General features: G+C 31.9%; 19 protein-coding genes. 8 read left to right on the plus strand and 11 right to left on the minus strand.

What is annotated here, in order from left to right; translation table 11 throughout:
- Positions 1–41 precede the first annotated feature (41 nt).
- Genes pxpA through ACXHHC_RS00860 form a run of 3 tightly spaced genes read left to right on the plus strand, consistent with a single transcriptional unit; the run spans position 42 to position 2,291 of the window.
- Positions 42–776, plus strand: coding sequence for a 5-oxoprolinase subunit PxpA (pxpA, locus tag ACXHHC_RS00850; protein WP_458227759.1), 735 nt, complete (start codon positions 42–44; stop codon positions 774–776).
- Positions 766–1,437, plus strand: a complete 672-nt coding sequence (gene pxpB / locus ACXHHC_RS00855) for a 5-oxoprolinase subunit PxpB (RefSeq protein WP_458227760.1) — start codon at positions 766–768, stop codon at positions 1,435–1,437. The genes pxpA and pxpB overlap by 11 nt, the downstream gene beginning before the upstream one ends.
- Positions 1,434–2,291 (plus strand): 5-oxoprolinase subunit C family protein, encoded by an 858-nt coding sequence (locus ACXHHC_RS00860; RefSeq protein WP_458227761.1) that lies wholly within the window; start codon positions 1,434–1,436, stop codon positions 2,289–2,291. Before pxpB ends, ACXHHC_RS00860 begins: the two co-directional genes overlap by 4 nt.
- Positions 2,292–2,293: 2 nt before the next feature.
- Here the strand turns inward: ACXHHC_RS00860 and ACXHHC_RS00865 are convergent, their stop codons facing one another.
- Complete coding sequence (locus tag ACXHHC_RS00865) at positions 2,294–2,512, minus strand: hypothetical protein (protein WP_458227762.1); 219 nt, start codon at positions 2,510–2,512, stop codon at positions 2,294–2,296.
- A 121-nt stretch (positions 2,513–2,633) separates the two neighbouring features.
- Between ACXHHC_RS00865 and ACXHHC_RS00870 the strand changes: the two genes are divergently transcribed.
- On the plus strand, positions 2,634–3,641 hold the full coding sequence (locus tag ACXHHC_RS00870) for a helix-turn-helix transcriptional regulator (protein WP_458227763.1): 1,008 nt from the start codon (positions 2,634–2,636) through the stop codon (positions 3,639–3,641).
- A gap of 38 nt (positions 3,642–3,679) precedes the next feature.
- On the opposite strand, the gene ACXHHC_RS00875 is transcribed toward ACXHHC_RS00870, so the two are convergent.
- Positions 3,680–4,033, minus strand: coding sequence for a hypothetical protein (locus tag ACXHHC_RS00875; protein WP_458227764.1), 354 nt, complete (start codon positions 4,031–4,033; stop codon positions 3,680–3,682).
- Positions 4,034–4,294: 261 nt separating this feature from the next.
- Between ACXHHC_RS00875 and ACXHHC_RS00880 the strand changes: the two genes are divergently transcribed.
- Together ACXHHC_RS00880 and ACXHHC_RS00885 are read left to right on the plus strand one after the other, a co-directional pair.
- Positions 4,295–6,631: a TonB-dependent receptor domain-containing protein gene (locus tag ACXHHC_RS00880; protein ID WP_458227765.1), complete on the plus strand. Its 2,337-nt coding sequence runs from the start codon at positions 4,295–4,297 to the stop codon at positions 6,629–6,631.
- Positions 6,632–6,654: 23 nt separating this feature from the next.
- Positions 6,655–7,065 carry a DoxX family protein gene (locus ACXHHC_RS00885; protein ID WP_458227766.1) on the plus strand — a complete coding sequence of 137 codons (411 nt, stop codon included), beginning with the start codon at positions 6,655–6,657 and terminating at the stop codon, positions 7,063–7,065.
- Between the two features lie 54 nt (positions 7,066–7,119).
- On the opposite strand, the gene ACXHHC_RS00890 is transcribed toward ACXHHC_RS00885, so the two are convergent.
- Both ACXHHC_RS00890 and ACXHHC_RS00895 read right to left on the minus strand, forming a co-directional pair.
- Positions 7,120–7,485: a hypothetical protein gene (locus ACXHHC_RS00890; protein WP_458227767.1), complete on the minus strand. Its 366-nt coding sequence runs from the start codon at positions 7,483–7,485 to the stop codon at positions 7,120–7,122.
- Positions 7,486–7,648: 163 nt separating this feature from the next.
- Entirely contained in the window at positions 7,649–9,688 is a 2,040-nt protein-coding gene (locus ACXHHC_RS00895; protein WP_458227768.1) for a mucoidy inhibitor MuiA family protein, read from the minus strand.
- Positions 9,689–9,805: 117 nt separating this feature from the next.
- On the opposite strand from ACXHHC_RS00895, the gene ACXHHC_RS00900 reads away from it, so the two are divergent.
- Together ACXHHC_RS00900 and ACXHHC_RS00905 are read left to right on the plus strand one after the other, a co-directional pair.
- Positions 9,806–12,361, plus strand: a complete 2,556-nt coding sequence (locus tag ACXHHC_RS00900) for a VPS10 domain-containing protein (protein WP_458227769.1) — start codon at positions 9,806–9,808, stop codon at positions 12,359–12,361.
- A 268-nt stretch (positions 12,362–12,629) separates the two neighbouring features.
- On the plus strand, positions 12,630–13,826 hold the full coding sequence (locus tag ACXHHC_RS00905) for an IS256 family transposase (RefSeq protein ID WP_458226684.1): 1,197 nt from the start codon (positions 12,630–12,632) through the stop codon (positions 13,824–13,826).
- Between the two features lie 33 nt (positions 13,827–13,859).
- On the opposite strand, the gene ACXHHC_RS00910 is transcribed toward ACXHHC_RS00905, so the two are convergent.
- The 7 genes from ACXHHC_RS00910 to ACXHHC_RS00940 all read right to left on the minus strand — a co-directional run bounded on the left by ACXHHC_RS00910 (position 13,860) and on the right by ACXHHC_RS00940 (position 21,712).
- Positions 13,860–14,954, minus strand: coding sequence for a carboxypeptidase-like regulatory domain-containing protein (locus ACXHHC_RS00910; protein ID WP_458227770.1), 1,095 nt, complete (start codon positions 14,952–14,954; stop codon positions 13,860–13,862).
- A gap of 150 nt (positions 14,955–15,104) precedes the next feature.
- A complete protein-coding gene (locus tag ACXHHC_RS00915; RefSeq protein WP_458227771.1) occupies positions 15,105–16,283 on the minus strand; it encodes a carboxypeptidase-like regulatory domain-containing protein in 1,179 nt (392 codons plus the stop codon).
- A 176-nt stretch (positions 16,284–16,459) separates the two neighbouring features.
- A complete protein-coding gene (locus ACXHHC_RS00920; RefSeq protein ID WP_458227772.1) occupies positions 16,460–17,668 on the minus strand; it encodes a carboxypeptidase-like regulatory domain-containing protein in 1,209 nt (402 codons plus the stop codon).
- A 188-nt stretch (positions 17,669–17,856) separates the two neighbouring features.
- Positions 17,857–19,044: a carboxypeptidase-like regulatory domain-containing protein gene (locus ACXHHC_RS00925; protein ID WP_458227773.1), complete on the minus strand. Its 1,188-nt coding sequence runs from the start codon at positions 19,042–19,044 to the stop codon at positions 17,857–17,859.
- A gap of 162 nt (positions 19,045–19,206) precedes the next feature.
- Positions 19,207–19,776 (minus strand): hypothetical protein, encoded by a 570-nt coding sequence (locus ACXHHC_RS00930; RefSeq protein WP_458227774.1) that lies wholly within the window; start codon positions 19,774–19,776, stop codon positions 19,207–19,209.
- A 33-nt stretch (positions 19,777–19,809) separates the two neighbouring features.
- Positions 19,810–20,394, minus strand: a complete 585-nt coding sequence (locus ACXHHC_RS00935) for a carboxypeptidase-like regulatory domain-containing protein (protein ID WP_458227775.1) — start codon at positions 20,392–20,394, stop codon at positions 19,810–19,812.
- Positions 20,395–20,476: 82 nt separating this feature from the next.
- Entirely contained in the window at positions 20,477–21,712 is a 1,236-nt protein-coding gene (locus ACXHHC_RS00940; protein WP_458227776.1) for a DEAD/DEAH box helicase, read from the minus strand.
- Positions 21,713–21,745 lie beyond the last annotated feature (33 nt).

A 21,745-nucleotide genomic window follows, 5' to 3' on the forward strand; every position in this document is an offset into this window, starting at 1 on the left:
AATATTTCTATTTTAACCCATGAAATAGTTAAGTAGTTTATATGGATATTAATGCGGATTTAGGAGAGGGTTTTTTGTTTGATGAAGAGTTAATGCAATTAATTTCATCGTGCAATATAGCTTGTGGAGGACATACAGGAACAGAAAACTCCATGCGGGCAACCATTCGTTTGGCTAAGGCTAACGGGGTTACCATCGGTGCGCATCCGTCTTATCCAGATCTAGAAAATTTTGGACGTAAGGAAATGGAAATTACACCAGAGTTTTTAAAAATTACGTTAAGAAAACAAATTCACGATTTAATAAATATTGCCAGAGAAGAAGGAACTGTAGTTAGGTATGTAAAACCTCATGGAGCTTTGTATAATAAAGCGGCAAAAGATTTACAAATGGCAACGTTGTTGGTAGATGTTATAAAAGAGATTGAGCCTAGTGTTGGTTTAATGGGATTGGCAGGGTCTGTTTTAGAAGAAGTTGCAAAACAGCATTATCTATTTTTTATAAAAGAAGCTTTTGCAGATAGAAAATACCATCAAGATGGAAGTTTGGTATCTAGAGATCATGTAAAAGGAGTATTGCATCAGAAAGAGGAGGTATGGGAGCAAGTAAAAACAATGGTACTTAACAACCACATAATAAGTATAGAAGAAAGAACGTTATCTGTAGATATAGACAGTATTTGTTTTCATGGAGATACACCAGAGGCTTTGGAGTTATTGTCCTTTGTTTCTAATAAATGTAAAGAAAATCATATAGAGATTAAAAATGCAATATGAGGTAATACCATATGGAGAGACCGCTTTTTTAATGAAATTTGAAAATTCAATTTCATTAGAGATACATTTATGTATCAAAGCTTCGTATCAGCAATTAAAAAAGATAAACTTAAAAGGAATTGTTTCTTTAATTCCTGCCTACAACTCGCTTACGGTTGTTTTTAATCCTAATGAGATAGATGCAGCGTTTTTACAGTTGTTTTTAGAAAAAACCAAGTTCAATACTACAAATACCAAAGAGACTTCAACGGTTATAGAAATACCAGTTTGTTACGAAGAACCTTATGCTTTAGACATACAAGAGGTGTCTAGTAAAACAGGACTTTTTATTGATGAAATTATAGAAATACATACTGCTAAACCTTATTTGGTTTATCTATTGGGCTTTGCTCCTGGGTTTATGTATTTAGGAGGTTTAGATAAAAGACTTTTTACACCTAGAAAAGAAACTCCAAGAGTAAAAATAGAAAAGGGAGCTGTTGGCTTGGCAGATCAACAAACGGGAATTTATCCATTAGAAACTCCGGGAGGTTGGCAAATTATAGGCCAAACACCAATTCAGTTATTTTCTAAAGACCAGCCTTCTTTGGCACAAATGGGAGATTATATAAAGTTTGTTCCTATTTCTGCTAAAGAATTTACTAAAATCAAAAAAAGATGAGCATAGAAATTATTTCTCCAGGAGTTTCATCTACGTTGCAAGATGGAGGTAGGTATGGATTTCAGGATATGGGAATTCCTGTAAGTGGTTTTATGGATACAAGAGCTGCAATGTTGGCCAATTTATTAGTAGACAATCCTAAGGATACAGTATTGATAGAGATGACCTTATTGGGGATTAAATTTAAAGCACAAGAGAATATAACCATTGCAATAACTGGAGCTAACATGCAACCCAAACAAAATGGTAAGAACGTAGCTATGTACAAGGCTTTAGAAATATCTAAAGGAGACATTGTTATACTATCTGGTGCAAAAACAGGAGTATATGGATATTTGGCTGTAGCGGGTGGTTTTAATGTAGAAAGAGACTTGGGAAGTAAATCTACTTACCTACCTGCTAAATTAGGAGGTTTGGAAGGCAGAAAACTACAAAAAGGAGATATATTGCCTTTAAATAACAAATACTTACAACAAAACATATCTAAACTTAAACCAGCAGAACATAAAAATAAAGTAAAGCTAGATTGTTTACCAGGTCCAGAATGGGATTGGTTTTCCCAAGAAAGTAAAAATACATTTTTTAACACCCAATTTAAAGTACACCAAAATAGCAATAGAATTGGTGTTCGCTTAGAAGGGGCTTTTGTTGAATTGCCCAAACGCGACGAAATAATTTCATCGGGTATTGTTAAAGGAACCGTACAAATAACCAAAGGAGGTCAGCCAATAGTAATGATGGCAGACGCTCCAACTACCGGTGGTTATTTAAGAATGGTAAATTTAACAGAGCAAGCATGTAATATCTTGGCTCAAGTACCTGTTGGAGGTCAAGTTCAATTTAAACGAATGTAGTTTTAATAAATAAAAGCCAAGTGTTGGTCTTGCTGACTTAAATACATTCCTTTAAACTCTTGTTCTCTTTTTTCTTCTTTGGCTTCTAATTTTTGATTGGCAGAAATCCAATCTTGCATAGCGCTATCATATTCTTTTTCTGACAAATGCGGATTGCTGATAATAGCATCAAAAATTTGGTTCAATCTTTTTCTTTGTTCGTGTAATGTTAAAGCTTTCATAAGGTGAAATATTTAAGGTTATAATTTTAATCATTTAATTCTTTTACAAAGATGTTGGTTATGTGTGTTGTGTTTCTGCACAATTCATTATTTTTGATGAAAACAATCCAAAACCTATTAGATGGCTACCAATAAAAATGCAATTATCCGTTACCAAGCGTTAGACAAATGTTTTAGAAATACAGGAAAGAGATATGCCATGAAAGATTTGATTGAAGCTTGTAATCAGGCTTTGTATGATTTTAATGGTAGTACCGACGGTGTTAAGCGTAGACAGGTGTACGATGATATTAATTTTATGAAGAGTGAGCAAGGGTACGGAGTTGAATTGGAAATTACCAAGGAGGGGAGAAGTGCTTATTATCAATATGCAGATACTAATTTTTCTATTAACAGCCAGCCTATGAACGAAACAGAGGCTCAGCAATTAAAAGAAGCCTTGTTAACACTAAATCGTATTAAAGGATTGCCGCAATTTGGTTGGGTAGAAGAATTAACACTAAAGCTAGAAAAAGATTTTGGAATTCATGAAAGCCCAAGGGAGATTCTAGGTTTTGAAACCAATCCGTTTTTAAAAGGATTAGAGCATTTAAATACTTTATTCAATGCCATTTTATATCAAAAAGTATTACATATAGAGTATCAGACTTTTCGTAACGAGGGAGTAGAGTTGTTCTCCATGCATCCACAATATTTAAAGCAATATGATAATAGATGGTTTGTATTGGGGACACATTCAAAATACAACCCTATTACCACTTTGTCTATTGATAGAATTGTGTCTATAAAAGAAGTGAATGAACCTTATTTAGTTTCTGATATTGATTTTATAGAGCGTTATGAGGATGTTATTGGTGTAACCAGAGGCTTAGAAGCGGATATTACAACAATTACTTTACAGGCTAATAAAAGTTTGGCAGCTTATATGTTAACACAACCTATGCATGGAAGTCAGAAAAATGGAGTGCTAAATGAAAAAGGATTGACTTTTACGTTGGATGTAATTCCTAACTACGAACTAGAACAACAAATTTTGTCTTTTGGAGAGGCTTTAAAAGTTGTTTCTCCTCCAGATTTTGTGACGATTATTAAGGAGCGAATTAAAGCGAGTTTAGAAAATTATGAATAAAAAAAGGCTATCTGTATAGATAGCCTTAAATGTAATAATTACTTCTTATTATTTTTTCTCCAAGCTTGTCTTAATGCTTGTTTTTGCTCTTCAGAAAGCAACTCGTTTACCTTTGTGTTTTTTTCTTTTAATTGAGGTTTTAAAGCAGCCCATAATTCTTTTTTGTCTTTAATGGTCTTTCCCTTTTCAGCTCTTATCAAAGCAAATTCTTTATAAATTGCTTTTATTTTTACTGTTTGCTCCTCTGTTAACACTAACGCTTTGTCTGTTTCTGTTAACATTTTGTTAGTTTTAGCTAATTCGTTGTTTACTTGATTGTCTATCCATTTTTGTGAGAAAACACTAGTAGATACTACCAATGCCAATCCAAGTACTAATTTTTTAACGTTCATGGGTTATTATATTTTTGGTTAATTCTAGTTCAAAAATAATTCTGAAACTAAATTAATATGACTTCTTACGTAAATGAATAGTCTGTATAGGTATTTGATTTATTAATTTGTCTGAAATTATTCCAAAAAAGAAGCCTCTGAGTAAATAGGAGATATTTTTTAGCCTAATTAGATAGTTTATGGAAAAATATTGCGTACTTAATGCTGTTAAATAAAGAAGATTTATTCGTTATGAGAAAAGTTTGTTTTTTCATTTTTTTTGTGAGTTTCGTGTTTCATTCTTTTGCTCAAGAGCAATCGGTTGTTATTGTAGGAACGGTAAAGGAAGTAGCTACTAAATCAGCTATTCCATTTGCAACGATTCTAATTAAAGATAAAGAAACCCAAAAGACGATTTTGGGAAGTAACACAAATGAAAATGGTGTTTTTAGTCTAGATGTACGTGCCCGTAATTTTTTAGTAGAAATTAGTTTTATTGGTTTTAAAACCAAAACAATTAGGGAAATTCCTAAAGGAAAAAGAAGTATAGATTTAGGGACCATTTTTTTAGAAGAAGCAACTGCTTCTTTAGATGCTGTGGAATTAAGAGCAGAAGTTTCTAAAACACAGTTTAAGCTAGACAGAAAAGTGTTTAACGTAGGAAAAGACATTGCTAGTACAGGAATGAGTGCTTTGGAAGTTTTAAATAATGTGCCGTCTGTAAATGTAAATATAGAAGGAGAGGTTAGCTTAAGAGGTAGTACAGGGGTGCAAATTTTAATTAACGGGAGTCCATCTGTTTTAACGGATAGTGGAAGCAATGCTTTAGGAACAATTACTGCAGATATGATAGAAAGCATAGAAGTAATTACCAATCCGTCTGCAAAGTACGATGCTGAAGGAAGTGCGGGAATCTTAAATATTATTCTTAAAAAAGAAGAAAAAGAGGGTTTAAACGGTTCTGTTTCTGTAAATACAGGAGCACCAGATAATCACAGTATAGGAGTTAGTTTAAATAGAAGAACCGAGAAGTTTAATTTGTTTACTCAGTTTGGAGTAGGGCATAGATCTTTACCAAGAGATAATAAGAATATTACAAGAAGTAAGACAAGTGGAACAGGTTTAGAGAGTAACGGAAGATCGTATAGAAACGAAACATTTGCAAATCTTATTTTAGGAACAGATTACCATATAGACGATTTAAATGTAATCACCTTATCTGGTAGTTATGCTTATGAATTAGAAGATCAACCCTCTAAAACATATTATTCAGAATTCGAAAATGATTTATTGCTTGCAGAGTGGAATAGAAAAGAAGAAACGGAAGCGACCAATCCTAAATGGCAATACGATTTAAATTATAAGAAACAGTTTAAAAATAACGAAGATCATACTTTGTTGTTTAGTGCATTGGGTAGGTTTTTTGGAAAAGATTTAACGTCTGAATTTTTCAATCAGAATGTAATAGGGACTAAGGCTCCAGAAAATCAGCAAACCGATAATTACTATCAACAAGCTGATTATACATTTAAATTAGATTATACCAATCCTATTGCAACACATTATACCTTAGAAACGGGAGCACAGTTTGTAATTAACGATGTGGAAAATAATTTTGAGGTAAGAGATTATGATGGAAGCAATTGGGTTGCAGATCCAAATTTGACCAATAATTTTGAATACGATCAAAAAGTACTAGGAGTCTATTTTACGGGAGCGTATGAAGGACAAAAATGGGGACTAAAATTAGGGTTAAGAGCAGAGCATACAGATTTAAACACATTGTTACAAAATACCAACCAAAAAAACGGAGATACCTATACCAATCTATTTCCTACGTTGCATACCTCTTATAAAATTAAAAAAGATATTTCGGTACAGTTAGGGTATTCTAAACGAATTTACAGACCTAGGTTGTGGGATTTAAACCCTTTTTTAACCATTAGAGATTTGTTTAATATTAGAACTGGAAATCCAGAATTATTGCCTCAATTTGCAGATTCCTATGAATTTACCACTGTATATAAAATTGGAAAAGCAAGTTTAAATACCAGTATTTATCATCGTTTTACAACCGATGTAATTGAAAGAGTAGCTATTGTAAATGGTAGTGTTACTACTACAACCCCTTTTAATATTGGTAGCAATAGACTAACAGGGCTAGAATTTAATGGGAAGTATATTCCTTTAAAATGGTTGTCTTTTAATGGAGATTTTAACTGGAATTATTTTAATAGAAAAGGGAGTTATGAAACACAACAATTTAATTTCTCCAATGATAGATGGAGTACACGTATCAATTCTAAGATAGAACTCCCTAAAGAAATAGACATAGAACTTACAGGAAATTACAGATCTAAATACCAAACGTTTCAGGGAGTAGTATCTGGTTTTGCTTTTATGGATATAGGAATAAGAAAAAAAATATTGAAAGGAAAAGTAGTTGCAAATTTCGCGATTAGAGATATTTTTGAATCTAGAATAACAGAACGAATTATAGATAACGATGCAGTGTATCAATATAATTTTGGTCAAAGAGGACGTTTTATCACCTTTGGTTTAAGTTATGGATTTGGTAAGGGAGAAGCAATGACTTATTCGGGTAGACGTAGACGCTAAACAACGAAATAAATTATATAACAATGAAAAAATATTTACAAAGCAATAAATCTTGGGGAGACAATTTAGCTCTTTTGGTTTTACGTGTTACTGTGGGTGTAGGAATGTTCTACGGTCATGGATTGTCTAAATGGACAAAATTATTTGCAGGTGGAGAAATTAAATTTTTAGATCCTTTAGGTATAGGAGCAATGCCCTCTTTAGGGTTGGCGGTTTTTGCAGAGGTTATTTGTTCTGCATTGTTGGTATTGGGGTTATTAACTCGCTTGGCATTAATTCCTTTAATAGTTACAATGGCAATTGCCTTATTTATGGTACATGCAAACGATGCGTTTGGAACCCAAGAAAAGTCAATATTGTATTTAGCGGTTTATTTGGTACTGTTTATTCAGGGATCGGGTAAATATTCTTTGGATGGAATGTTAAAGAAATAAAAAAGGAGCTTAATTATTAAGCTCCTTTACATACTTATACATAATAAGATTCTCTTATTTTTTCTTTTTTTGCAAGCTTTCGTTAAAAGCTTTCTTTTGAGGTTGAGTTAACAAGGCTCTAATAGCTACGTTTGCTTCTTTTTGTTGCGGAAAAGTAGCTTTCCAGTGTGCTTTTTTAGTAAACGTACCTTCTTTGGTCATTTTAGTTTTAGCATCAGATTTAATAATCATTAAATTGGTGTAAATAGCCGCAATTTTAGAAGTTTGATCTTCTGTTAATTTTAATTCTTCACTACTGGTTACCAGTGTAGTATTTAATTTGGTTGCTAGCTTTTTACCCATGTTTTCAGCCCATTTTTGAGAAAATGCTGTTGTTGATACTACCAATGCAAGCGCAAATACTATTTTTTTAAAATTCATGATATATTTTTTAAGGTTCAATCAAATATATCTTGTTAAAATGAATAATGTATTATTTGGGTCAATATAGGCTTGTTTCTTATCAAAAACTATAGAAAATAGTTGAAAAAACAACACCCAATGTACAATGCATTGGGTGTTAGAAAATCTTTAAAGAAGGTCACTATTCAATAATCAACTTTCTGTTTTTAGGATGTGTAACCTTATATACTATATCTAAAGAAGTAGCGGTTCTTTTAGGAATAGATAAGTTCCATTTTAACTCTCCAGATTTGTCATCTAATTTGGCATCAGAAATAGTTAGTACTTCTACTTTAATAGCATCAACTATAGAAACGGGAACCTGGTCTAGTACTTGAATGTTGATGTCCTCGTTTTTATTGTTTTTGATGGTAACTTTCCAGTGTTTTAATGTTTCAACATTTTTACTTAGGAATTTTCTATCTGTATTTTGGTCTGTTTGGGTTCTATCTATATTAATTTGTTTGTCTACACCCAAAGAGATAATAATTTCATCCTTAATAGAACTTAAGTCTAATAAGCCTTTACTTTTAAAGGTATTGTCAAAGAAAATATTGGTTTCACCATCTAATAGTTGGTATTGTTCCCAGTTTTTAATTTTAGCAATTAAGTAAGCTGATTTGTTGATTTTAGGTACGGTAAAATATTGGTATTCTGCAGGGATGTTTAAGGTAGTTAACTTTATTTCTTTCGCTTTAACATCGCTCTTAAAGGTTTGTTTCTTATTTAAGTTAAAATTAACTGCGGTTTGACTTAAAGTTGTAGTAGCGTTCATCCCGTTTTTGGTGGTGATTAGAATTACTCCTCCAGCACTTCGAGTACCATATATAGCTGAAGATGCACCGTCTTTTAATACATCTATAGAGGCTATATCATCTGGTGATAAGTTAGGGTCAGAATCATAAGGAATACCGTCTACAACATACAAAGGTTGGTTGTTACCAGATATAGAATTAATTCCTCTAATTCTAATATTGTCAGCATTAACAGATGCTACTGCACCAGTAATTTCTTTCTTTTTCTGTGTTCCATAACCCACTACAACTACTTCGTCTAAGCTACCTGCTTCTGCTTGTAGTCTAAAATTCACCACATCGCTACTAATAGATTTAACTTGTGATTTGTATCCGAGGTAAGAGGCTTGTAAACTATTGGTGTTATTAGGGATGCTTAAAGAATATTTACCATCAAAATCTGTAGCAGTATTAATGTTAGAGCCAATGGCATTCACCGTAGCACCAATTAAAGGTTCATTGTCATCTCCAAAAATAGTCCCAGCTACTTGTGTAATTTTTTCTTTACTCTTTCTCCCTCTTCTTTGATTAAAAGATAGTTTATAAGGGGTTAATTCAGGTGCAACACTAGAGGTTTTAGGGTCATCAGAAGAAAAACTAATATTGATATTCGTCCAGTCAACTTGAGAGTTTTGTTGAAGGTTTGCTTTGTATGTTACATGTAAAGGCTCGTTAATGTTGGTGGCTTTAATGTCGTAAGAAGGAAACCAGCTAACATTACCCACCAAGTAGGTAATTTCAAAAATTCCTGTTTCTTCTTTGGTAGTTTCTACTTTTACAAATATCTCTCCTGTCGGATGGTCTTTTGTAGTACTAATGGTTCTTATTTCTTTTTGAAGTTTACTTTTTTCATCTCGTAAATCATCAATTTTCTGATTAAGTGTCAATCTTTCTAATCGAAACTTTTTGTATTGGTTGGCATAGTAATCCGCAGTTTGTCTAAGATTCGACACCGTTAATGTTTGATTGGTACCTCCAATCATTTTGTTCTTTTGTAAAAAATCTATGTTTTGGGTGATAATATCAGATTCTGTGTTAGCCAATGTAATCTGATCTTGAATTTTATCAATCTTAGCTTCAAGAACTTTTACTTTTTCGGACTTCTTAGTTTTGTTGATAAAGTTCTTTTTATGATTAACAGATAAAATATGAACGCTAGGATTTACTTTTACTTGTATGCTCTTTGCATCTATAAAAGGAGAAAGTTTCTCGAAGTTGATTAAAGAAATTCCTTTTTTAAGTGGAACTTTGACCGTTCTATTGACCTGAGCTTTGTTTAAGAAAACAGTAGCACTATTTACTTTACTCTTTATGTTCTGTGCATTTTGAGAGAAGCTTATATGTGTAAATACAAATAAAGCGAATAGAATAGATATGTTTTTTTTCATTGAAATTGTTTTCTTTAAAAATATAAAATCAATTCAATAATTCTTTCCATTAAACCATTTGTTTTCTCGTTTCATAAGTATCCTTTCTAATTTTGGAATTAAGATAAACCAAGAAAGATGAAGAAAATAGTTTGGGCTTTGTTGGCCTGTATGCAAACAATAGGATTTGCTCAAAACAACGCTTATTTTAAGAAACTGCAAACCGAACGAATAGAAAGTGACAATAGGGTACAGTGGACATTAATAGGTCCTGGTAATTCTGGGTATAGCGAGGATTTGTTTATTCACCCTACAGATGCGAATACCATGTTTGTAAATTACGATATGGGAAACGCGTACCGAACAAATAATAAAAGTAAGTCTTGGGTGACACTAAACGATTTTGATGGAAAGGGGAGTGATATCCGTCCTAATTGGATTACATTTTCTACGGAAGATGAGAATTTTGGTTTGATGTTAACCAAAGGACAGCTGAATGTAACTTACAACAAAGGTATAAATTGGTTGCCAGTAAAAAGTTTCCCTGGTAAAAAGAAAAACTCTGTAATAGCCATAGATCCTAATGATAAAGATACTTGGTATGTTGGGGGAGGGCAGTATTGGAAAGTAAAGGATATACATAGAAGTCTTAAGAAACCACATGGAACTAAAAGTAATAACACAGATTACGGTCAAATTTTTAAAACTACCAATGCAGGTAAAACTTGGAAAAGAATTTTAACAGATGTATCTAAAGATTTAGATGTAGGAAGAATTATTGTTGATCCTAACAATTCTAAAAATGTTTTTGCTTTAACTAATTATGGTTTGTATAAATCAAAAAACGGAGGAAAGTCTTGGGTAGAGTCTAGCAACGGACTTCCATATAACAATGTAAGAGATTTAACTTCGTATTATAGTAAAAGGGACAAGCAGTTCTATTTGTACTGTGTTTTACAAACTACATACAGTAAAAAAGGTAAAACGACAATGGCTAACGGTGGTGTTTATATTAGTAAGGATAATGGGGAGAACTGGAAGAATATTACAGGAAATTTATCGGAGAACTACAACTTGCAAAAAATTAGTTTAAAATCTAAAAGCTGGCTGTATTATAGAACCATCGGTTATTGGTTTGGAGAAAAAATGGGAGCAATCAGAAAGGAATTACCAGAGTTTCCTAGCAAAACATTACCAGTTTTTAATAGAATAGCTGTAAGTCCAAAGAACCCTAACGAAATTTATATCTCAAACAACTTAAAACACGATTTTAGCTTTGGTCCTGGGGAGTTAATGAAAACTTTGGACGGAGGAAAAACGTGGACGGTTGCTTTAAGAGCAGGTAAATATTGGGGAGATAAATTAGATGCTGACTACTGGAAAGCTACTGGAAATAAATTGGGGATTAATGCAAAATTTGCGCACTTAGAAGAAGTAAATGAGCATGATGGAACCATAGGAGTTCGTTTAATGCAAACCAATGCAGATGGAGAAATAATTATATGTTATGAACAGCAACATTTAATTTCTAAAGATCACGGAGAAACGTGGCATCAGATAGATGATGATGAAACGAGTCCTGGCAGTGGAAACTGGGTTGGAAGAGGAGATAGTAATTTGCCTGGTTTTGGTTTGAATTTAAATACCAATAAGAAAGGAGAGTACTTTTTTTATACCGAAGAACATGGAATATGGCAAACTACATTAGATGGAGATAAAGTGTATAAAGGAGCAACAGCGCTAAAACAAATAGAAGGACAGTCTATAGATAAAAAAGAAAATTCAGTAAGTATTACTGCTTTAACTATTGATCCAAATGACTCAAAGACTATTTATACGTTGACCAACAGACAAAGAAATGCAGGTTGTTTTAGAAAATCAACAGACGGAGGAAAAACGTGGATAACATTGTCTAAGCCTATAGAAAAAATGAAATCAAACCATTTGCTATACCTATTCAGTATTGTTGTAGATAAAGATGCTCCCAATACTATTTTATTCTGTGTTCCATCGCAAACAGAAAGAGGTTGGCATACTTCTAAATGGGTAGACAATCATTACAAATACAAAGAGTTTAAAGATTATGGAGTGTATAAGAGTACAGATGGAGGAAAAACGTGGGGAATTAAAAATATAGGACTCCCTAAAAATTTAAATGTTACGCATCTTACGTACGATAATAACTATAATGAATTGTACGCTTCTTTGGCAACTTCTAAAGAAAATGTGCCAGGAGGACTATACAAGAGTGGAGATAATGGGGAGTCATGGAATAAAATTAAATTGCCAAATGGGGTTACAAGCGTTAAATTCACAAAATTTGATAAAAACGGAGTATTGTACATTGCAACCGGTGATGGTATAACCAATGTAGGAAAAGGTGGGGTGTACCGTAGCTTTAATAATGGAGAAAAATGGGAGCAAATTTTTAATATGCCAAATACCAATAGGATAGATATTTCTGAAATAGATCCAAATTACATTGGAGTAGTAGTTGCACCCAATAGAAAAGTTAAGTTGTTAAACCCAGGAATTTATATTTCAAGAGATGGAGGGAAATCTTGGAATAAGAGTAATAAAGGTTTAGGACAGCCCGATAAAATTGAGGGCTTTGGCTTTGATCCATTTGATAAAAATATATTTTGGTCTGCAAGTCACGGTAGTGGTTTTGCCAAAGGAGTTTTTAAAGAATAGGTTAAGTATTGTATATTACATAAAAAAGCGATGGGGTGGTTCCCATCGCTTTTACTTTTTATAACTTAGTTTATTTGTTAACTAGTTGATATTGTTTCTCTAAAGGTACTCCATACAAATTTTCCAATTCAGATTTAATTTGTTTGTAAAATTTAGAATCAGGAGGAGTATTTAATTGGCACTAAACCATAAAGTGTGTAAGTTCTAAAAACAGGGTTTGAAGATGTTCAAACCCTGTTTTTTTGTTTAATTATTAATTTTACACTTTATGAAACCAGAAGACTTATTAAACGACGACTTTTTAAAGCAATTCAAAACGGGCGATGAATTGAGTAATTTTTTAGCCAAGATTCAAAAAAGAGGAATTGAAAAAATGTTAGAGGGAGAATTAGATGCTCACCTAGACTATGACAAACACCAAACTTCTCTAAGTGATAATACACGTAACGGCTACTCCAAAAAGAAAATCAAAACTAGTTTAGGGGAATCTGAAATCACAGTTCCAAGAGATAGAGACGGTAGTTTTAACCCTATGATTGTAAAGAAGAGACAAAATACTTTAGATGGTGTAGAAAACATCATTATTAGCCTCTATGCCAAAGGGATGTCCGTATCTGATATTGAACAACAAGTCTTAGAGCTTTATGATTTCAATATCTCTAGTTCTGCTATATCTCGAATTACAGATAAAATCAACTCAGATATCGTTGCTTGGAAAAACAGACCTTTAGACCCTTGCTATTTGATTGTTTGGATGGATGGAATTGTATTTAAAGTTCGAGAAAACTCAAAAATCATCAACAAGACCATCTATATAGCTGTGGGATTGAAAACCAATGGTAAAAAAGAAGTACTAGGTTTATGGTTAGGTAAGAATGAATCTTCCGCTTTTTGGATGACGGTTTTAACTGATATCAAAGCTAGAGGAACTCAGGATATTTTAATCACAGCTACGGACAATCTAAATGGATTTACAGATACTATAAAGACCGTATTCCCTGAATCGGTAACTCAAATATGTGTGGTACACCAAATTAGAAACTCTTGTAAATATGTGGTCTGGAAAGATAGAAAAGTGTTTTCTAAAGATATGAAAGAAATCTATACAGCTCCTACTAAAGAGGCAGCCAAAGCTGCTTTAGAAGACTTTAAGCAGAAGTGGAACTCTAAGTACTCCTATGCTATTAAAAGTTGGGAAAACAACTGGGATGAACTAACTGTGTTCTTTGACTTCCCTGTAGAGATTAGAACTATTATTTACACTACTAATCTTATTGAAAACTTAAATGGAAAAATTAGAAAGTATACCAAAAATAAACTCTCATACCCAACCGATGATGCAGTAATTAAATCCGTGTTTTTAGCTTTAAGAGAATCAACTAAAAAATGGACGATGCCTATCAGAAATTGGGGAGTAATACTAAACCAGTTTTTAGCTATATTTGAAAATAGGATCCAGCTATAAGTAGCTAAACCCTATTTTTAGAACTTACACAAATTAAGGGACAGTGTCATTTAATTTTTTCCAGAATTCTGGGTGATAAGGTAAGTTTAACGATCCCATATCCATTCTTACACCATAAGGGATAATTTTAGTTTTTTTCTTGTCAGTAATTACATCCATCACATAAGCCTCTAGTTTATAATTTAAAGTTTCCCCTGGTGTTCCATGTACATATTTTGGAATCTTAGCTTTGTTACCAAATCCCCACTGGTTTTTATAATAACTTAAACACATTCTTCCACTTGGATGTTCTTTGTATATAAATAAAGCATTGCCTCTTTCTATTCTATATATTTTGTAATCCTCAATCCCAACATAGAGCGTAATTTTATTTAAAATATCTTTTTGAGTACCTTCTAATATCACCACATCGTTTCCATCGTAAGAGGAACTTCCTGTTTTTTTCCAGTTTAACTTTTTTAAATTCACCGCATGATTAGAATCATTAGGTGTTAATGGGTTTGCATTATTCATATGCTCCATAGAGTGGTTAAACTGTTTACGCTTCCAAAATCTATAGTCTGCAGATTTTCTCATTTCAGTAACCTGCATAGTTCCCATCCAATAACCAGGTCCTCTTCCTTTAAGTTTCACATAATTTTCAACAAAAAATTTAGCCTTTCCATTTTCAGTAGCTGCTCTTCGGTATAATATCTCTTTTACGTGAGTCTTACTAAGTGTATTGTTCTTTAAGTTTTTTAATGCATTCTTTACATAATCTATTGGGTGTAATAGTTTTACTGCATCTAAACTTACGATGTTTTCTTTTAAAATTATTTTTCTATCCTTTTTGTTAATGTATTCTTTAACTTTAATCTTATAGGTGTCAAATCCAAGAGACGAAACATATAAAGTATCGTTTAATTCGTTTTCAGTAACTAGCAAAGCAAATTCTCCATCTTCGGAACTAGCTGTACCAATGGCTTTGTTAAGAATCCCCACAGTTACAAATGGAACGGTTTCATTGGTTTCATCGTATATAGTACCGTTTACTATTGTTTTCTTTTCTTGAGCATTAGTGATGCTAGTGAAAAGTAGTGATAACAGATAAAATGTAAAATAAATGTGTTTTTTGTTTAATGAAAACATAATAGTTGCTTTTAGTTTTAGGTAGTTTACAAAACTAAAGCAAAAGTTATACTACTATAGTATGGTTTTATCAATTGATTAGAACAAATATTTAATTTTTACCGTTTTAAAAAAGTAAAAGAGTTGTGAAAGCTCACAACTCTTTTATTTTTATTTGTTCATTAGCTGGTATTGTTTCTCTAAAGGAACTCCAAACAAACCTTCAAGTTCAGATTTATTCTTTTTGTAAAACTTGGTATCTGGTGGCGTATTTAGCTCTTTCCAAAATTCCGGGTGATAAGGTAAATTCAATGATCCCATATCTAAACCTAAACCATAGTCTCTAATTTTAGTTTTTTTCTTATCGGTAATGATATTTAGTACAAACGCTTCGGCTTTGTAGTGCAAACTTTCTCCTATAGTTCTTATAATATGTGGAGGCATTTTATCCTTGGGAAATCCCCATTCGTTTTTATAGTAACTTAAGTACATTTGTCCATCTTTATGTTTTTTGTAGATGTACAAGGCACTACCTCTTTCAATTCTAAAAATTTTATAGTCGTCAATTCCTACATAAATAGTCATTTTTTCCCATTTTTTGTCTGGATTACTACCTTCTAGTATAACTACGTCTTCACCTTCGTAAGAAGAACTACCTATTTTTTTCCAGTTAAATTTCTTTAGGTTTCTTTTATGGAAAGAAGTTCCAGGTCTTATAGGATTAACTTCAGACATATATTCAATAGAGTGTTTCCATTGGGTATGTTTCCAATATCTATAGTCAGCAGATTTTCTAGCTTCGGTAACTTGGAATCTACCCATAAAATATGCAGGTCCTCTATCTCTATATTTAATGTAGTTTTCTACAAAGAATTTAGCTTTACCGTCTTCACTTGCGGCTCTTCTATATAAGATTTCTTTTACGTGTGGCTTTTTACTAAGCGTGTTAGATTTTAGACTTTTTAAGGCATTAATCATGTAGTCTTTAGGCTTTAATAATACTACAGCATCAAGACTTACTACATTTTCTTTTAGGATGATTTTTCTGTCTTTTTTGTCCAGGTATTCTTGGACTTTCATTTTAAAAGTATCAAAACCTAGAGAAGAAACATAAAGGGTGTCGTTTAGTTCATTAGGAGTAATCATTAAAGCAAATTCTCCGTCTTCTGTACTAGCAGTTCCAATAGTTTTGTTTAAAATTCCTACTGTTACAAATGGTACAGTTTCGTTTGTTTCATCGTAAATAGTACCATTAATAATAATTTTTTTGTTTTGCGAAATAGCAGAACTTATGGTAAGTAGAATCAGAACTAGGAGCAGAACGCTTCTGTTTTTGGTTGTAATCAACATTAATATATTTTTTTTGGTTTAACTTAGATTGTAAAAATACTTTAGAATCAAAGAAAGTTGAACCATTAATGTTTAAGTTACTACAACAGATGCATAAAAGCTAGTTCTATCGTCTTTTAGAGTAACAACTAGGGTTTACACAAAAAAAGGAACTGTTTTAACAGTTCCTTTTTTTGTTATTTGTTTACAAGTTTATATTGTGTTTCTAAAGGCACTCCATATATTGCTTCTAATTCTCCTTTTAACTTTTTATAGAATTTAGTATCTGGAGGAGTACTTAATTCTTTCCAGAATTCTGGATGGTACGGTAAGTTCATAGATGCCATATCTAAGTTTGCTCCGTAGTCTTTAATTTTCATCTTCTTTTTGTCTTCAGTTTCAATACTTAAAACAAATGCTTCATTTTTGTATTCTAAAGTTTCGGCAGGTGTACCGTGTAAATGTGCTGGGATATTCCATTTAGGGAATCTCCAATCACTTTTAAAATAACTTAAATACGTTTTTCCGTCAGTATGTTTCTTAAATATATACAACACTTTTCCACGTTCAATTCTAAAAACTTGGTAGTTATCAATACCAACATACAATGTAATTTTTTCCCATTTGTTTTTAGGGTTAGATCCTTCTAATATAACAACATCTTCACCTTCGTATGATGAACTTCCTACTTTTTTCCAGTTAAATTTTTTGATATTTCTGGAGTGAGTTTCAGAAGAGTTAGGAGTTAACGGGTTTAAATCATTAATGCTAATTATAGCATGTCTCCACTGTTCTCGTTTCCAATATCTATAATCTGCAGATTGCCTAGCTTCTTTTACTTCTATTCTACCAATAATACCGTAGGCAGGTCCTTTACTTTTTACTCTAAGGTAATTTTCTACAAAGAATTTAGCTTTTCCTTTTTCACTAGCTGCTCTACGATATAAGATTGTTTTTAAATGTGATTTGCTTAGTGTATTTAGTTTTAGATTTTTTAAAGCTTTTTGAACATAATCTTTTGGCTTTAAAAGAACAACAGCATCTAAAGCAACTACATTTTCTTTTAAAATAATTTTTCTGTCTTTTTTATCAATGTAGTCTTGAACTTTCATTTTAAAACTATCAAATCCTAAAGAGGAGACGTACAGAGTATCATTCAATTCACTTTCAGTAACCATTAGGGCAAATTCTCCATCTTCTGTACTAGCAGTTCCTATTGTTTTATTAACAATACCAACAGTTACAAAAGGAACAGTTTCGTTCATTTCGTCATAAATTGTTCCTTTTAATATTATTTTCTTCTGTTGTGCATTTGCTACAGTAATAAATAATATAAATACCAAGAAACGCACAAAAAATTGATTTTTTGTAGGGTTATTCAACATATACTTTATTTTTAGTTTCATTTAATTTACAAATTTATAATTGGATTGTAGAATTTTAAGAACTGTATGTTGAATTGAATGCAATATATATGTCAATAAGGATGGGCTTGTATAGTTTTTAACTGTACGGCATTAACAAAATACTATTAAAGTTAGTACTTTGCTAAAAAAAGTAAAAGAGTAATGAATTGTCATTACTCTTTAATTTATTACTTGTTTATAAGTTGGTATTGTGTTTCTAAAGGCACACCATATAAACCTTCAAGTTCTTTTTTTAATTTTTTGTAGAATTTAGTATCTGGAGGTGTATTTAGTTCTTTCCAAAATTCAGGATGATATGGTAAATTCATTGCAGCCATATCTAACTCAGCTCCGTAATCTTTAATTCGCATTTTCTTTTTATCCTCTGTTTCTATATCTAATACAAAAGCTTCTGATTTGTACTCTAGAGTTTCAGCAGGAGTTCCATGTAAGTGGGCTGGAATATTCCATTTAGGAAACCTCCAATCACTCTTGTAGTAACTTAAATAAACATTACCATCTATATGTTTCTTAAAAATATAAAGACCTTTACCTCGTTCAATTCTAAAAACTTGGTAGTTGTCAATACCAACATATAGTGTGATTTTTTCCCATTTTTTATTAGGATTGCTTCCTTCTAAAATCACAACATCTTCACCTTCGTATGATGAACTTCCTACTTTTTTCCAGTTAAATTTTTTAATATTTCTAGAGTGTTCTTCAGAGTTTGTTGGAATTAAGGGGTTTAAGTCTCTAATACCAAAAATAGCATGTCTCCACTGTTCTCTTTTCCAATACCTATAATCTGCAGATTGTCTTGCTTCTTTTACCTGTATTCGTCCAATAATATCGTATGCGGGTCCTCTACTTTTTACTTTTATATAATTCTCTACAAAAAACTTAGCCTTTCCGTTTTCACTAGCAGCTCTACGGAATAGGATGGTTTTTAAATGAGGCTTACTTAAGGTGTTTGTTTTAAGGTTTTTTAAAGCTTTTTGAACATAATCTTTTGGCTTTAAAAGAACAACTGCATCTAATGCAACCACATTCTCTTTTAGTACAATTTTTCTTTCCTTATTATTTATATAATCTTGGACTTTCATTTTAAAGGAATCAAATCCTAAAGAAGAAACATAAATAGTATCGTTTAGTTCATTTTCTGTTACCATTAAGGCAAATTCTCCATCTTCTGTACTGGCTGTTCCAATAGCTTTGTTTAGAATACCAACAGTTACAAAAGGCACGGTCTCGTTCATTTCATCATAGATGGTACCGTTTAATATTATTTTCTTTGTTTGTCCATATACGTGTGCGGTAACGGAAAATAAAAAGAGTAAAAAATACAATGAAAATTGTCTTTGAGTATTTTTAAGCATGCGTTAATTTTTAAGTTTAGTTCTGGTTAACAAAATTAAAATTTGAGAGGGCTGTATTCTGTAATATATGTTGAATTCACTAGAACAAATACAGTTTTAATTAAAAAACTAAAGGTGTAACTAGACAAAAAACGAGCACTTAATGAAAGTACTCGTTTAAAATTATTTATTTACTAACTGATATTGTTTCTCTAATGGGACTCCAAATAACGCTTCCAAATCAGATTTAATTCGCTTGTAAAACTTGGTATCAGGAGGTGTGTTTAACTCTTTCCAAAATTTAGGGTGGTATGGTAAGTTTAATTTTCCCATATCAATACCATCCCCATAATCATTTACTTTAATTTTCTTTTTGTCAGTTTCTACATTTAAAATATAAGCTTCGTATTTGTATACCAAAGATTCAGCAGCAGTACCTAATAAGTGTTCAGGAATATATTGTTTTCCAAATTTCCATTCACTTTTGTAATAGCTTAAATGCAGTTTACCACTTTTGTGTTTTTTGTAAATGTAAAGACCACCACCTCTTTCAATTCTATATATTTTATAGTCATCTATACCGATATACATAACAATTTTTTCCCATTTAAATTCTTTATCAGGGTTTCTACCTTCTACAATTACTACATCTTGTCCTTCGTAAGATGAACTACCTGTTTTTTTCCAAATAAACTTTTTAATATTTTTAGAGTGCTGAGAATCATTTGGTCTTAAAGGGTTCACGTTAGTCATATGTTTTAGCGCGTGTTCAGACTGTACTCTTTGCTAAGATCTATAATCTCCAGATTTTCTAGCTTCACAAACTTGAAATCTTCCCATCCAATAGGCAGGACCTCTATCCCTAAATTTAATGTAGTTCTCTACTAAGAAACGTGCTTTCCCTTTTTCTGTAGCTGCTCTTCTAAACAATATTTCTTTTAAATGAGGCTTGCTAAGTGTATTTTTCTTTAGATTTTTTATAGCGTTTTTTACGTAATCTATTGGATGAAGTAGCTCTACCACATCTAGGTTTACAATATTCTCTTTAAGAGTAATCTTTCTTATTTTTTTGGATAAGTAGTCTGCCACTTTCATTTTAAAAGTATCAAAACCCAAAGAAGAAATGTATAAGGTGTCCTGTAACTGATCTTTTTGTAATAAAAGCGAAAATTCACCGTCTTCTGTACTGGCAGTACCTATGGCTTTATTAATAATTCCAACGGTTACAAAAGGAACGGTTTCGTTAGATTCATCGTATATAGTACCTTGAACAGAAACTTTTTTTTCTTGTGCAAATAACGTAGTAAATGAGATTGAAAATAATAAGAAAAAAGCCCCAAAAAAGGCTTTTTTCTGGTAATAGTTAAGCATAGTTATTAATTGGTTTAGTTTTAGACAGTAAAACTATGCTTTTTTTAAGTTGTTGTAAATAACTGTAGTAGTATTATATTGACTAATACCAACGTCTTTTTTTCTTTTTTGAAGCTTCTGACTTTCTACCTTTTTTATATTTACTTCCTTTTTTCTTATGAACTTCGGGTTTAGCTTTAGGATCTAAAGGGTAAGGATGATTTTCTTCTATAGCAATTTCTTTTCCAATTAATTTTTGAATTGCTATCAAGTATGTTTTTTCATCAGCCGAACAAAAAGATAAAGATCTACCCTCTTTACCAGCACGACCTGTTCTACCTATTCTGTGAACGTAGCTTTCTGGAATGTTAGGGAGATCAAAATTAATAACAATATCTAAGTCAGGAATGTCAATTCCACGAGCAGCAACGTCTGTAGCTATTAATATATTTACTTCGTTGTTCTTAAATTTATTTAAAGCTTTGGTTCTTGCTACCTGAGTTTTATCTCCGTGAATACTGTCTACTTTGTAATTGTTTTTTTGTAATGTTTCTTCTAGTTTATCAACTCCAAACTTAGTACGTCTAAAGATGATAATATTTCCATGAAGATTGTTTCGTAATAAGTGCAAGCAAAGTTCAATTTTATTAGGTTTTCCAACCAAATATACTTCTTGACTTATCGTTTTTGCGGCAGATGAAATAGCTGCAACAGAAACTTTTTCGGGTTCCGTAAGAATATCGTTTGCCAAACTTTCTATTTTAGGAGGCATCGTTGCAGAAAATAATAATGTTTGTTTTTGCTTAGGACACAAACGTTCTATTTTTCTTACATCGTCTATAAATCCCATATCCAACATCATATCAGCCTCATCTAATACTAAAACTTGTACATAATCTAAGTTTATAATATCTCTTTTGTGTAAATCTAACAAACGTCCAGGTGTAGCTACTAAAACATCCAACCCTTTATTTAGTTGTTCAATTTGTGGAGTCATAGACGTACCTCCGTAAATTGCGGTAGATTTAAGATTTGTATATATACTGTACTTTTTAAAGTTTTCTTCAATTTGCTGGGTTAATTCTCTAGTAGGACTTATAATTAAAGCTTTAATTTTTTTAGCTCCTTTAGAGGCATCTTGATAGGGAAGTAATCTATCTAGAATTGGCAATGCAAAAGCAGCCGTTTTACCGGTTCCTGTTTGGGCACAACCTATAACGTCTACTCCGTCTAATACAAAAGGAATGGTTTTTTGCTGAATTGGAGTAGGGGTATTATAGTTCTGTTCTGCAACAGCTTTTAAAATTTTAGGGCTTAAGTTTAAGTCTTTAAAAGTCATAGAATATCTTTGATATCTTGCAAAGATAGTTAA

It is taken from the genome of Wenyingzhuangia sp. IMCC45574, assembly GCF_054182685.1.